Here is a 13,300-nt window from a genome sequence, read left to right on the forward strand (position 1 = left end):
ATCGCTCGTGACCATGCGTCGCCTGTCGCTCGGGGCACTTTCGACCATTCGCTTCTCGCCGAACTCTTCCAGAGCCAACACGATCTCGCCCCCGACTGGTCGCTGAAAGTCTTCTATGCCACGATGCCGACCTACATGGCGCCGCGCCGGATTGGCCAATGGCCCCGGGGGTGGTGCTCACCACGGCGGCAGGCTGTTGCCCGGTGCCCTCAGGAGGGAGGAGCCCGTGCCGAGCCGGTCGGCACCGAGGACCTTGGTCCGCTGCCGAACGTGCACGGTGAGGTTTTCCGCCCCGGCCAGCGCTTGGAGGGAGAGCGGATTCTCGGCCTCGAGACACAGCTCTACAAGGTAGGGGAGTTCCCTGACCCAGTCGGGAACCGTGGCCGGCGTACGGAGACCGAAGTCCAAGTAGAGCTTCCGCAGGTGTGGGACGCGGGTGATCCAGTGTGCGTTGCCCACGAGTTCCCACGTCCACCGGTCGACCCGCAGCGCGCTAAGCGATTCCAGGGAGGCAAGGGGCTCCAACGAGGCGTGACGGGAGTCGAACTGCCGCAGGCTCAGCTTCGAGAGCGAAGCGGTCTGGCTCTCCAGTCCGGCAAAGCTCATGAGAGCTGGGCACATCATCACGTCCAACGAATGAACGGTGTTAGGTGCACCGGCCAGATACCGCAGATCCCGCAGCCGTACGCGCCTCAGACCGAAGGACTCCAGTCCTCGGTCCGGTACGAGCTCGCCGAGTGGGATCGACGGTAGAGCACGGGTGAAACAGAGATGCCGAAGCGTCTCGAGCTCTCGGACATAGGTCAGGTCGCGGGTGTGTTCAGGGTGGCTTAGCTCGAGAAAAGTGATCGGGCACGCGGCTAGCGGTGCGATGCGCTCGGCCGAGGCGTCGCCGTCAATGTCTAGTTGGATGAGTGAGGGCAGAGAGGCAAGTGGCGCCAGGTCGATGCCATGCCATTGCGTGCCGGAGCGGTTTCTCAGATCGACGAAGGTGAGGGCCGTCAACCCGGACAGCCCATCCAGGTCGTCACCATTGGCGCCCTCAACAGAGGCCCTGCGGTTCCCGGGCATGTATCGGGCCTGCCACCCTGCGCGGTCGGCGGCGACCGGAATGTAGTAGTGCGGGCGGCGTTCCTCGAACCGGGGGAAGAGGACCCGGGCCAGCTCCTCGCTCGGCTCATTCAACCAAGCCCTTTGCGCTGCGAGCATGACTGACTCGGAGCCGAAGGCGAGCGCCCGCTCTATGACTGGGACCGCGCTGGGTCCCCCGATCGTGCTCGCGGCCTCGATGGACTTCGCTGCCTGACGCGCGTTCTGCGGAGGGACGGTTGCCAGGAGGGGCAGCGCGTACTCCCCGACCATGCTTAGCGCGTGCACGTGGTCCTTGGTTCGAGGCGGCAGAATGCTCCGCACACGTGCACGGATATCCTCACTGAGGTCCTGAGACAGCGCCGGTGACGTCTCCAAACAGGCGAAGGCCACCAGGAGCAACCGATCCCGGTGTCGCTTCACCTGGCCGGAGCGCTCGAGTAGCCCGGTCACCAGCTCCTCGCGCTGCGCAGGGGTGCAGTGCCCGGCGGCCATCACCACGACTTCGTGCCACTGGTCGTCGTGCGCGTGACGGATCAGCAATGGGAAGCTGTCCTCCTCTACCAGCGCTCTGGCGGCCAGGTACTCCTCGAAGGTTCGGTGTAGGAAGCCCACCCTGTCTACAGTCGGGCACTGGAGGAGGCCGCTGCGTACCACCAGGTGGGCGAAGACCTCCTCCGGGTCCTCCCTGACCCCATGCATAGCGGCGAGCAACCGTGCGACCTGGCGTCGGACAGTTGGGATCGGGGCGTCAGAACTGCCGTTGAGAATCAGCCACTTCGCCAACTCCTGGAGCAGAAGTACAAGCTCGCGGCGGGAGAGATCGATCCCCTCGATCCCGCGCTGCTGGTCGCGGTCCTTGAGCAACATGGCCAGAGCCGCCTCGTAGACCTCCATACGGTCGCGGGGGAGCGATGTGTTCCGGTCGCGGTACAGGGCGCACAACAGGGCACAGAGCAGGGGAGTGGAGGCGATCGCGCGCAAATGGCGCTGGTTGAGTACCTTCTGGATCAGCTCATGCTCGAATCCGGTCAGCCGGTCGCGTTCGTCCTGATCCGCGATGTCACCGCGTACGGCCTCGTGCCAGTGGTGGATGAATGCCCGGACATCGCCTTCCCGTAAGGACTGGAGTTCCGCGCTCGCGAAGCCGTCCGCGTCGAGCCAGGTCTCGCTCGCGGCTCCAGGACGTGTGGTCACGATGTATCGGCAGTCGGGAAAGTCGGCGAGCAGGTCGCGCAGCCAGCGCCGGGCGTCCTCACGTTCGCCGGGCGGGAGCTCGTCGATGCCGTCTATCAGAACGATTGCGCGGCCGTCGGCGAGCACACTAGTCACCCATCCGCTGGGCGCCTGGTAGGCGAGGTGGCGACCGGTCTGCCTGAGGAAGTCCTCGGGTTCGGGGAGGCGTTGACCGACGTACTGCCTGAGGGGGATGAGGAACGGGATCAATCCGTTCCATGCCGACATCTCGTCGGGGAAGTCGCTGCGGCTGGCACGGACTGCGGCCCACCGCAACAGGGTCGTCTTGCCAGCGCCCGCCGGACCGCGCAAGAAGGTGCGCGATCGCGTGGCTAGGACCTGCTCCACCTGGCGGTCGCCTGGCTCGTCCGGCCCGCCGGACGAGCCCTGCTCCGGCCAGCCGCGGACGCACAGGCTCAGGTAGGCGACACTCAGGCGGTACGGCCGGGTGTGGGCGTCGGTGCCGAAGAGTTCCAGGACGTCCCACCGCTCGGCCGCCTTGCGGCGGTAGGCGGTCTCGAACGCCGCCTCGGGATCCTCGTCCAGTCCCTCCGGCCGCCGGGGGATCCGGTCCAGGACCTCCTCCAGGTGCTCCAGGATGAGGGCCTCACGGCGCAGCAGCTCGGTGAACGCCCCGGTCTGCAAGTTCGGCAGCGTGGACACCGTGGCCAGCACGTAGGCGCAGGACTCGGGCAGGACCCGGTCGTAGAGGGCGACAGCCGCGCCGCTGAGATCGCGCGTGGCGTGCGGATTCCGGTCGCGGATGTACCGCTCCAGGTACAGCGGGTCCAGATCCTGCTCGAACAGCGTGCGGTCGGTGAGCCCGGCTCGCTCGAAGGCGTCGGCGACGGCGAGGACGGCGGCCTCGCGCTCGTTCTCCGGCAGTCCGCGGAACTCGTGGTCGAGGTAGGACACGATCCGGTCGGCGATGCTCTCCTCGATCTCGGCGAACCGGCGTTCCAGCCTGCGCTGGTCGCGCCTGCCGGTCACCTTCTGCTGAACGAGGTCGACCACCGTCGTGGTGGCACTCTGGGCGATCGGGTTGCCGATCCACATTCCGCACGCGGCCTTGACCACGGCCACGCCCAGCTTCAGGGCGACGTCGTACACGGGGGGCTTTCCGGTGGGGGCGACAGGGGCGTCCCGAGCCTACGGCGCGGGGCCGGACGGGTCCACGCGGTCGCCTCGGTCCGGCCGTCTCAGGGAAGGCCGCTGCGAGGTGCGGTCGACCCGGAGATGGCCGGTTCCGGTCACGTGCGGCGGGCCAGGAGGAAGGCCTGGGGCACGTGCTCGTCCGGCTCGGGCTCGCGGACCGCCCGGACGCGCACGGAGAATCCGGCGGTCGTGAGCAGTGCGGCGACGTGGTCCGGCCGGAGCCGCTGGAAGTCGAGGGAGACCTCATGGCCCAGCGGCCGGTCGACGTACCGGGGTTCGTCCCCGACCTGGAAGGCGAGCATCAGGTGTCCGCCCGGGGCCAGCACCCGGTGGAACTCCGCGAACGCCTCGGGCAGGCGTTCCGGCGGCATGTGGATGATCGAGTAGTAGGCCAGGGCGCCGCCCACCGAGCCGTCGGGCAGGTCCAGGTCCAGGATCGAGCCCACCTCGAAGCGCAGGCCGGGATGGTCCCGCCGGGCCAGCTCCACCATCGTCGGGGACAGGTCGACACCGAACACCGGCAGGCCCAGGTCGCGCAGGTACGCCGTCACGCGGCCGGATCCGCACCCCAGGTCGGCGACGGGCCCCGCGTCCGACGCGCGGACGTGCTCGGCGAACACTCCCAGCATCGCCCGGTCCACCGGCATCGCGTCGAGCGCGTCACGGAGCCGGTCGGTGTAGTCGGCGGCGAGGGCGTCGTAGAACGTGCGCGCCCGGGTCAGGAAGTCGGGTGGGGTCACGCTCGTGCACTCTACGCGAATCCGTGTCCGGGTGGCCGCCCGGCCGCCTTTCGGTCGTCCCGAAGGGCGAAGACGTCCCCTGCCCGGAAATAGCGCCAGCCGTACTTGCTGCGGAAGGACTTCACGTCGTCGAGGCGTCCGCCGCGTGCCCACGTCCGCAGCGTCGACGGGCAGACGCCGATGACGGCCGCCGCCTCTCCGTTGGTGAAGTACATGTCCGGGTGGGTCTCTTCCAGGAATCGGATTTCTCGTTCGTCCATGGAGCCAGCATCCGACGCGCTCCCACCATTGCGCGAGGAACGAGCATCTATCCCCAAAGCAAGGGTGCGCAACTCAAGTTCGGATTACGCTTTTCATCATGGCGCAACGCTTTCCCCAGCACCTCACCAAACTGCGGACTTTGTCCGGATTGTCGCAGCGGCAACTCGCCTCCCGAGCGAGGGTGTCCCCCTCCGCGTGCTGCCGCTGGGAGAAAGGCGAGGTCGCTCCCAGACGAGGGCATGTGGAGACCCTGGACCGGGTCCTGGGCGCCGAGGGCCGGCTCATTCAGACGTGGCAGCGGGATACGGCGGGCGGCACACTGCCTCCGTGGATGCAGGATCTGCAACGCCTCCAGGAGGAAGCAACACTCATCGAGTCGATCAGTCCCGGGCTCGTCAACGGTTTGTTGCAGTCGGAGAGTTATGCGCGCTTCGTCTTCCGGCACGGGCAACCGCTCATGACGGGGGAGGAGATCTCCCGCCTGGTCGCGGCCAGGTGCCAGCGATATGACAGGCTTCGCCGAAAGAACGATCCCGATGTGACGGCGGTCTTTCCGCAAACAGCGCTGACGTGTGTGGCCGAGGAGATCCGGGTTGAGCAGGCGGAACACCTGCTCTCGCTCCTCGAAGGCGGAAAGGTCCGCGTGCACATCGTTCCGGAGGGTTCCCTCCTGGTGGGCGTCATCGCTCCGCTGTTCATGGTGCGGCTTTTCGACGGATCCCGGGCGGCTTCGAGCGACATGAACACCGGTATCGTCATGCACGAAGACGATGGCGAGCCCAACGGGTTCGAGCGGCTTTCCGAACTGGTCAAGCGTGCCATGGGCGCGGCGCTGCCGGTGGACCAGTCGGTTCGGATGCTGAAGGAGATGATCTAGTGGCCAACGGTTGGCACAAGAGTTCGTACAGCGAGACCGGCGGCCAGTGCCTGGAGGCGCGTGAGCACGGGGCCGGTGCCGATGTGCGTGACACGCAGAACCGGAACGCCGGTCACCTGTCCTTCTCGGCCGTCGAGTGGGCCGCGCTGGTGGCGACGGCCGCGCGCTGACCCGAGCGCGCCGGTGCCCCGCATCGGGAGGGCCCCGCCGGACGCGTCCGACGGGGCCCTCCCGCAGGGGGTGTTTCTCCTATCATGCGGCCCGTGACGGGATCGCGTCCAGGGAGTCGTCCTTGGTCTCACGGCTGAGCAGCAGCGCCACCAGCGTGATCGCGCCGACCAGCACCAGGTAGCCGCCGACCCAGTTCAGACCGAACCGGCCGGCCAGCCACGTCGCGATGTAGGGAGCGAACGACGCCCCCAGCAGGCCCGCGACGTTGTACGCCACCGACGCGCCCGTGTAGCGCACGTTGGTCGGGAAGAGCTCCGGCAGCTGGGCGGCCATCGGGCCGAAGGTCAGGCCCATCAGCGACAACCCGATGATGAGGAAGGCCAGCACGCCGACCGTGCTCCCGCTGCCCAGCAGCGGACCCATGGCGAAGCCGAACACGATGATGGCGACGGTCACCGTGATGAGCGTGGGGCGGCGGCCGAAGCGGTCGGCGATCAGGCCGGAGATCGGCGTGAACAGCGCGAAGAACAGCACGCCGACGAGCAGGAACACCAGGAACTGCGACCGGTCGTAGCCCAGACCGCCCTCGGGGTCGGTGCCGAATCCCAGCGAGAACACGGTCATCAGGTAGAAGAGCACGTACGTGGCGAGCATGATCAGCGTGCCCAGAACGACGGCGACCCCGCTGGTACGGAAGACCGCCACGATCGGGGTCTTGACCCGCTCGCCCGAGGCGACCACCTTGGCGAAGGCCGGTGTCTCGTGCAGCGTCAGGCGCACCCACAGGCCGATCGCGATGAGGAGCGTCGAGAGCAGGAACGGCACCCGCCATCCCCAGGCCAGGAAGGTCTCCTCGCTCATCGTCTGGGTGATCGTCAGGAACACCCCGTTGGCGAGGAAGAAGCCGATCGGTGCGCCCAGCTGCGGGAACGTGCCGTAGAACGCGCGCTTGGCGGGCGGGGCGTTCTCCGTGGCCAGCAGCGCGGCACCGCCCCACTCGCCGCCCAGTCCCAGCCCCTGCCCGAACCGGCACACCGCCAGCAGCACCGGCGCGACGACTCCCACCTGGGCGTAGGTGGGCAGCAGGCCGATGCCCACCGTCGCGATCCCCATCGTCAGGAGGGAGGCCACCAGAGTGGCCTTGCGTCCGACGCGGTCACCGAAGTGGCCGAAGACCCACGAGCCGACCGGCCGTGCGACGAACGCGATCGCGAACGTGGCCAGCGACTGCAGCCGCGCGGCCATCGCGTCGCCCTCGGGGAAGAACAGGAGCGGGAAGACCAGGACCGCGGCGGTGGCGTAGATGTAGAAGTCGTAGAACTCGATGGACGTGCCCACGAGGCTCGCCGTGAGGACCTTGCGCTTGGGGTTGGTCGGCGGCTCCGCCGGTTCGGCGCGCGGCCGATCGGGTTCCGGCGCGGCCGAGGCGACGTCCTGCGCGGTCATAGGCGTTCTTCTTCCCAGCTCGGGACTTGATGGCTGGCAGGATCCTAGCCCGGTTGTGCACCATGTGGGATGTCTGTCTCAGAAAATGGACATCCGGGGTGATCGTGGCCTTTCGTCCGATCGGCCCACGGGAACGGCGATTCCGGCGCGGCGGGGCTCTCGCGGGCCCCGGCCCATCGGCACGGTGTGAGGCGCTTCACCCGCCGGCCGTGTCACGACCGGCTCGGCCCGTCTCGTCCTGTGGTGCGAAGGGCGGCCACGAGGGCCGCCGCCACCCGGAAGGGACCAGGATTCCCATGACCCACCGACTTCTCGTCCTCGGGGCCGGCTACTCCGGCCTCGCGGCCGCCCGCCGCGCCCACGGCCTCGCCCGGCGCGAGCGCGCCGACGTCACCGTCACGCTCGTCAACGCCACACCGGACTTCGTCGAACGCGTCCGCCTGCACCAGGTCGCCGCGGGCCAGGACGTCGGCGTGCACTCCCTGGCCGACGCCCTGGACGGCACCGGCATCGGCCTGGTGGTCGGCGTGGTCGAGGACGTGGACCCCGACGCCCGCTCGGTCACCGTGCGCGGTGGGCAGGGGCCGCGCACGCTCGGCTACGACTCGCTCATCCTCTCCCTGGGCAGCTCGGCCCGCGCCGGAGGCGTCCCCGGCGCCGACGACCACGCCCTGGCCATCGCCGACCTGGAGGGCGCGCGCACCGTCGCCGAGCGGATCGCCGCCGACCGGCCCGAGCGCGTGGCGGTGGTCGGCGGCGGACTCACCGGCGTCGAAGCCGCCACGGAGATCGCCGAGTCCCACCCCGGCATCGCCGTCGAACTCGTCACCGGCGGCGAGATCGTCCCGAGTGCGGGTGCGCGCGGGCGGGCCCACGTGCGCCGCGTGCTGCACCGGCTCGGCGTCGCCGTGCGCGAACGCGCGCGCGTGGACGCGGTCGATGCCCGGGGCCTGGTCTTGGCCGACGGCGGACGCCTTCCGGCCGACCTCGTGGTGTGGAACGGCGGGTTCAGCCCCTCCGGTCTGCCCGCCGCGATCGGGCTGGCCGTCGACGACGACGGGCGCGCGGTGGTCGACGCCTCCCAGCGCTCGGTCTCGCACCCCGACGTGCTCGTCGCGGGCGATGCCGCCCGCACCGCGGGCGCCGCGGGCGAGCCCCTGCGCATGTCCTGCGCGATGGGTCTGCCGATGGGTTGGAACGCCGCCGAGACCGTCCTCGGCGGCCTCACCGGGCGCACACCCGACACCGCTCCGTTCGGGTACCTGGGCCAGTGCGTGAGCCTGGGCCGACGCGACGCCCTCGTCCAGTTCGCGCGTGCCGACGACAGCCCGCGCCCGTTCGTGCTCACCGGACGCCCGGCCGCCCTCGTCAAGGAGTACATCGTGGCCGCGGCCTACGACAACGCGCGCACCGGCGGCCAGGCCGCGGCGTACCTGCGCCTGGTCCGCGGGGTGGCGCGGCGGCACCTGCGCCGGGAGCGTGCCCGGGCGGGTGCTGTTCAGCGGCGCGAGCCCTCCGCGGGAGCCTCCAGAGGGGTGTCCCGCGGCGACGCCAGGAAGGGGCGCATGACGCGCTCGGCCAGCGGTGTCGACGACAGCCGCAGGGCCTGACGGCGGACGAACAGGCGGGCGGGGGTGGCCGGTACGAACCACCGCGCCAGGGTGCGGCCCGCCTTCTGCTTGGCGTCGATGACCGGCTTGACCCGGCTCTCGTAGCGCCGCAGCGCCGCCGCGATCTCCTCGGTGGCGGCCCCGTTTCCGGAGGCCCCGCCTCCCGCGATCCCGCCGTTCGCGACTCCGGCGTTCGCGACTCCGGCGTTCGCGACTCCGGCGTTCGGGGCCCCACCGCCCGGCCCTCCCGAGCCCGCCCCCGTGCGTACCGCCCGTCCCCCCGGGCCCACCCGGCCCAGCTCCTGGGCCAGGACCTCGGCGGCGGCCACCGCCATGCTCGCCCCCTGCCCGGCCATGAGCGAGACCGCCTGGCACGCGTCCCCGACCAGGACCACGCGCGCGTCGGACCAGCCCGGCATGATGATCTGCTCGACCTCGTCGTAGTACGGCCGGGGCGGGCAGGCCGCCAGCAGGCGGGGCACCAGCCACCCCAGGTGCCCGTGGACCTCCCGCAGCCGTGCGCGCGGATCCTCCGGCAGCGAGCCGTCCGGGGACAGGTGGCACAGGAACGCGGCCCCGGTCGTGTCGGACAGGCGGTACATCCCGGCCTGGACGCCGGGGGCCTCCACCACCTGGAACTCGTTCGCCAGGACGTCCATCAGCTCCGGGTCGCTGAACACGTAGGCCGCGGCGTGCGCCCCCAGATAGCGGCGGTAGCGCGACTCCGGCCCGAAGACGAGCCGCCGCGTGCTCGAATGGATCCCGTCGGCTCCCACGAGCACGTCGGCGCGCTCGGCCGAACCATCGGTGAGGACCGCCGTGACGCCCCCGTCGTCCTGGTGCGCCTCCGCGATCCCGGTCCCGTACCGCACGTCGGCCCCGGGCCCCAGGGCCTCGCGCAGCACGCCCTCCAGGTCGCCGCGCAACAGGGTCAGGAAGCGACCGCCGGTGAGCCGCGCGGGCACCGACGCGTCGATGCTCGCGGAGTGGCGGCCGTCGGCCCTGCGGTAGCGCACGGCGTTCAGGTCCAGCGCGTACTCGTGCACCCGCTCGCGCAGCCCCATCCGCTCCAGGGTGTCGTAGCCGGGACCGAAGTAGTCGATGACGTAGCCGCGGTCCAGCGTGCCGTCGGCGGATTCCGGCGCGTCCACGGCCGCGAGGCCGACGGAGGCGGAGGGGGCCGGACCCCGTTCGACGACGGTGGTGTCCCAGCCTTCGCGGCGCAGCCACCACGCCGTGGATAGACCGGCGATGCCGCCGCCGATGATGATCGCTCTCACCTGGTGTCTCCTTCGGGTACGGGCGCCGCGAGCAGGCGGCGTAGGGGTTCGAGGTAGGCGTCGGCGGGAGGTACCGGGCCCAGCGCCCGGTGCAGGACCACGCCGTCGAAGAACGCGCACACCAGCTCGGCGGCGGCCTCCGGCTGCGGGGTGCCGTGCTCGCGCAGCCACGCGGTGATGGCGTCGCGGGTCTCGGTCACGATCCGCGCCATGACCGCGTGCAGCTCGGGGTCGCGGGTCGCGGCCAGGTAGGCCTCGGTGACCAGGACGGAGGCGGGGTCGTCGCCCTGGAAATCGTCCATCTCCCGGAGAGCCGCCATCACCCCCTCGGCCGGGTCGGGTATCGCGGTCATGGCCGCGAGCGGGTCGGAGAGGACCTCCTCCAGGACGGTCACCACGGCGGCGCGCAGCAGGGCGGGCAGCGAGTCGAAGTGGTAGTGGACGAGCCCGGGGCGCACCTGTGCGCGGGCGGCGACGAGTCGTGTGGTGACCGCGTTCCACCCCACCTCCGGGATGAGTTCGACGGCCGCGGCCAGCAGCTTGGCGCGGCTGGAGCGTCCCCGCTCCGCGGAGGACGTTGGGGTTTGGTCATTTGCCTTGGGCATATGACCAAACTACGGGCGGGCGGAGCCGAAGGCAAGCCCACAGCGGGAGGAGACCGGGTGCAGGGGACGGCGGTGAACGCGCGGTTGGCGAGGGGGTGGGGTAGGGCCAGAAACGAGGCAGGAGCCGGTGCGGGGGACGGGCGGGGGCGCAAGCGGGTGCAGGGGACGGGCGTGGCGCGGCCGGTGGGAGCGGGGGCGGTGCCCGTGGGAACCGAGGGGCACGTCCCGGATGCCTGGATCAGCCGGGGTCGGGGGCTCCCGTGTCGGAGTCGCCCGAGCCCAGGGCACCCGGGCGCACCACACGGGTGCAGTTGTCCCGGAACCGCTTGACCAGTTCGCCGTTGGGGCGGTCGCTGCGCTCGACCCACTCCCGGGCGGCCTCCTCGCTCGCCCCACCCGAGACCTGCCGCAGGCGCAGCCGCTCCTCGCGCACCCGGTCGTCGGCCTCCACGTACCACAGCTGCTCGAACAGCCCCCGAAGCCGCCGCCAGGGCTCGTCGTCGCTCGCGAGGTAGTTGCCCTCTGTCACCACCAGCACGGTGTGCGGATCCACCACGTGCCGGGCGGCCACCGGCTCGTGCAGCCGGCGGTCGTAGTCCGGGACGTACACGGGATGGTCCGCCTCGGCGAGCAGGCGCCGGACGAGCGCCACGTAGCCGTGCGCGTCGAAGGTGTCGGGCGCGCCCTTGCGGTCGCGCCGGTCCAGCCGGTCGAGTTGGGCGTTCGACAGGTGGAAGCCGTCCATCGGCAGGTATCCGGCCGTACCCGCCCCCAGATGGTCGTTCACCCGCGCGACCAGGTGGCGGGCGAGCGTCGACTTCCCCGCGCCCGGGGCGCCGGTCAGGCCGAGGACGGCGCGCCGCCCCGGGCGGGCCGCGGCCTGGCGTGCGATCCGCAGGGCTTCGGCGACGAGCGAGTCGGACATGCGCCCGAGCCTACGCGCTGCGCCCCGCGCGGCGGGAGCCCCCTGCGGGAACGGGACGCCCAGGTGGGGTCGCTCGTCCCGTGACCGTCCACGGCCATGAGGGGAGCCGCGGCCGGGGCGGGGCCGCTCGTGCTGCGCGGCATCCCACGGCCTGGACGCGCCCGCGGCCGGGCTGGTTCGTCAATGCTGCGGCGGTCCGGGGCCGGGGCGGGGCCCGCGCTCTCCCGCGGGCCCCGCCCCGAGCCCTACGGGGTTCAGGGCGCGTGGCCCACGTGGGCCAGGGCCTGACGCAGCAGCACGCCCTGGCCGCCGGTCATCTCCTCGATCACCTTCGGACTGGCCGCCTCCTCCGGCGTGAACCAGATCAGGTCCAGGGCGTCCTGGCGCGGCTGGCAGTCACCCGAGACCGGCACGATGTAGGCCATCGCCACCGCGTGCTGGCGCGGGTCGTGGAAGGGCGTGACGCCGGGGGTCGGGAAGTACTCCGCGACCGTGAACGGCTGCGGGGCGGTCGGGATGCGCGGCAGCGCCACCGGCCCCAGGTCCTTCTCCAGGTGCCGCAGGAGGGCGTCGCGCACACGCTCGTGGTAGAGCACCCTCCCGGAGACCACGGACCGGTTGAAGCTGCCGTCGGGCGCGGCCCGCATCAACAGGCCGAAATGGGTCGCCTCCCCGGTTTCGTCCACCCGCACGGGCACGGCCTGGACGTAGAGCACCGGCATGCGGCCGCGGATGTTCTCCAGTTCCTCGGAGGAGAACCAGCCGGGCTGGGTGTCTGCGGTGTCGGTCATGGGGTGCGCGGCGGTGCGTCCAGCGGCGCGCGCCCCTGGCGCGGCCGGGATGCGGCCACCGCTCCCTCCCTTCGATCGGTCGGCGTCCCTGCGGGACCAGTCTCCCGCCCGTGGCGGACGGGAGCGCACGGTGCCCTACTGCTTCTACCGCACACCGGGACGCTACGCACGGTGCGGGGGCGAGGGGCGGATCCGAGTGTCCGAGAGGAGTGGTGACCGCCAGGGGTACGGCCCGGGCGGGCGGCCACGAACGCGATGTCGGTGTACGGCGAGATTTCGCGCGGTTTTCGCACCGAAAGCCTCCCCGGAACCTCCCTGGAGAGGTTACGATCTCGTACGCGGTTGCGTAGTGGACAGGTTACGTCCGGTGAGAGGTGGTCCCGAGTGGCACGCGATGCCCGGTTCTCTGCCGAGGAGCGTTCCCCCTGTACAGGTGTCACCGTGGTACCCGTCCACGGCGAGGTCGACCTCGCCACGGCCGACCGGATGCGCGATCGGCTCCTGCGAGCGGCGTACGACTCACGGTGCGACTGTCTGGTGGTGGACATGTCCGGGCTGGAGTTCTTCGACGCGAGCGGCGTGCGCGCCCTGGTCTCCGTGGCCAGGATCCTGTGGGCACAGGAGCGGCACACGGTGCTCGCCGAGCCCTCGCCCATCGCCGAACGCGTCCTGACCGCGCTCGACATGGGCCGGGTCTTCGAGATCTACCCGCTGCTGGAGATGGCGCTGACCCACACCAGCGGCCTGCGGGTGGACAGCGAGCCCATCGCCAACAACCCGGTTCCCTGAGGCGCGGGTCCCTGAGGCCGCGGGTCCCGGGCCCGTGGGCGCCGCTCGGCGGTGTCCGCGGACCGGGCCCGGGCTTGGGCGCGGTGCCCTCCCTCCGGGGGCGCCGCGCGGCGGGGCAGCCGCTCTCGCTGGACCGAGGCCGCGGCCGTCCCACCTGGCGTGAGCGGGAGGGTCCACCGCCCGTACCGGTGCGGAGCCATGGCCACCCCCTCCCACGGACGTGGAGGAAGGGCCGCCGCTCATATCGGGACGGCGGCGGCCTCCTGCGGTGAGGGGGAGAGGACGCCGCTCACGCCTGGGACGGCGCCACGGTGGTCTCCTCCGG

General features: G+C 71.2%; 12 protein-coding genes. 4 read left to right on the plus strand and 8 right to left on the minus strand.

Annotation, left to right across the window (positions count from 1 at the left end; translation table 11 throughout):
- Nucleotides 1–177: 177 nt before the first annotated feature.
- The 3 genes from ADL05_RS27840 to ADL05_RS27850 form a co-directional block, all read right to left on the minus strand.
- Nucleotides 178–3,435, minus strand: a complete 3,258-nt coding sequence (locus tag ADL05_RS27840) for an NACHT domain-containing NTPase (RefSeq protein ID WP_053619990.1) — start codon at nucleotides 3,433–3,435, stop codon at nucleotides 178–180.
- A 140-nt stretch (nucleotides 3,436–3,575) separates the two neighbouring features.
- Entirely contained in the window at nucleotides 3,576–4,220 is a 645-nt protein-coding gene (locus tag ADL05_RS27845) for a class I SAM-dependent methyltransferase (protein WP_053619991.1), read from the minus strand.
- 11 nt (nucleotides 4,221–4,231) lie between these two features.
- Complete coding sequence (locus ADL05_RS27850; protein ID WP_156366087.1) at nucleotides 4,232–4,480, minus strand: MerR family transcriptional regulator; 249 nt, start codon at nucleotides 4,478–4,480, stop codon at nucleotides 4,232–4,234.
- Between the two features lie 98 nt (nucleotides 4,481–4,578).
- Here ADL05_RS27850 and ADL05_RS27855 point away from each other — a divergent pair, with 98 nt between their 5' ends.
- Nucleotides 4,579–5,358 (plus strand): helix-turn-helix transcriptional regulator, encoded by a 780-nt coding sequence (locus ADL05_RS27855; RefSeq protein WP_082376943.1) that lies wholly within the window; start codon nucleotides 4,579–4,581, stop codon nucleotides 5,356–5,358.
- A complete protein-coding gene (locus tag ADL05_RS30170) occupies nucleotides 5,358–5,528 on the plus strand; it encodes a DUF397 domain-containing protein (RefSeq protein ID WP_082376944.1) in 171 nt (56 codons plus the stop codon). The genes ADL05_RS27855 and ADL05_RS30170 overlap by 1 nt, the downstream gene beginning before the upstream one ends.
- A gap of 82 nt (nucleotides 5,529–5,610) precedes the next feature.
- On the opposite strand, the gene ADL05_RS27860 is transcribed toward ADL05_RS30170, so the two are convergent.
- Nucleotides 5,611–6,975, minus strand: a complete 1,365-nt coding sequence (locus ADL05_RS27860) for an MFS transporter (protein ID WP_197285958.1) — start codon at nucleotides 6,973–6,975, stop codon at nucleotides 5,611–5,613.
- 296 nt (nucleotides 6,976–7,271) lie between these two features.
- Between ADL05_RS27860 and ADL05_RS27865 the strand changes: the two genes are divergently transcribed.
- Nucleotides 7,272–8,585, plus strand: coding sequence for an NAD(P)/FAD-dependent oxidoreductase (locus ADL05_RS27865; protein WP_082376945.1), 1,314 nt, complete (start codon nucleotides 7,272–7,274; stop codon nucleotides 8,583–8,585).
- On the opposite strand, the gene ADL05_RS27870 is transcribed toward ADL05_RS27865, so the two are convergent.
- The 4 genes from ADL05_RS27870 to ADL05_RS27885 form a co-directional block, all read right to left on the minus strand.
- Nucleotides 8,474–9,865, minus strand: coding sequence for an FAD-dependent oxidoreductase (locus ADL05_RS27870; RefSeq protein WP_053619993.1), 1,392 nt, complete (start codon nucleotides 9,863–9,865; stop codon nucleotides 8,474–8,476). The two genes, ADL05_RS27865 and ADL05_RS27870, sit on opposite strands and share 112 nt — an antisense overlap.
- Nucleotides 9,862–10,470, minus strand: coding sequence for a TetR/AcrR family transcriptional regulator (locus ADL05_RS27875; RefSeq protein WP_053619994.1), 609 nt, complete (start codon nucleotides 10,468–10,470; stop codon nucleotides 9,862–9,864). Before ADL05_RS27875 ends, ADL05_RS27870 begins: the two co-directional genes overlap by 4 nt.
- 238 nt (nucleotides 10,471–10,708) lie before the next feature.
- Entirely contained in the window at nucleotides 10,709–11,395 is a 687-nt protein-coding gene (locus ADL05_RS27880) for a nucleoside/nucleotide kinase family protein (RefSeq protein ID WP_053619995.1), read from the minus strand.
- A 254-nt stretch (nucleotides 11,396–11,649) separates the two neighbouring features.
- On the minus strand, nucleotides 11,650–12,186 hold the full coding sequence (locus ADL05_RS27885; protein ID WP_053619996.1) for an NUDIX hydrolase family protein: 537 nt from the start codon (nucleotides 12,184–12,186) through the stop codon (nucleotides 11,650–11,652).
- A gap of 384 nt (nucleotides 12,187–12,570) precedes the next feature.
- Here ADL05_RS27885 and ADL05_RS27890 point away from each other — a divergent pair, with 384 nt between their 5' ends.
- Complete coding sequence (locus ADL05_RS27890; protein WP_053619997.1) at nucleotides 12,571–12,975, plus strand: STAS domain-containing protein; 405 nt, start codon at nucleotides 12,571–12,573, stop codon at nucleotides 12,973–12,975.
- Nucleotides 12,976–13,300 lie beyond the last annotated feature (325 nt).

Origin of the sequence: Nocardiopsis sp. NRRL B-16309, assembly GCF_001279585.1 — a bacterium.
In the GTDB taxonomy this organism is placed as follows: domain Bacteria; phylum Actinomycetota; class Actinomycetes; order Streptosporangiales; family Streptosporangiaceae; genus Nocardiopsis.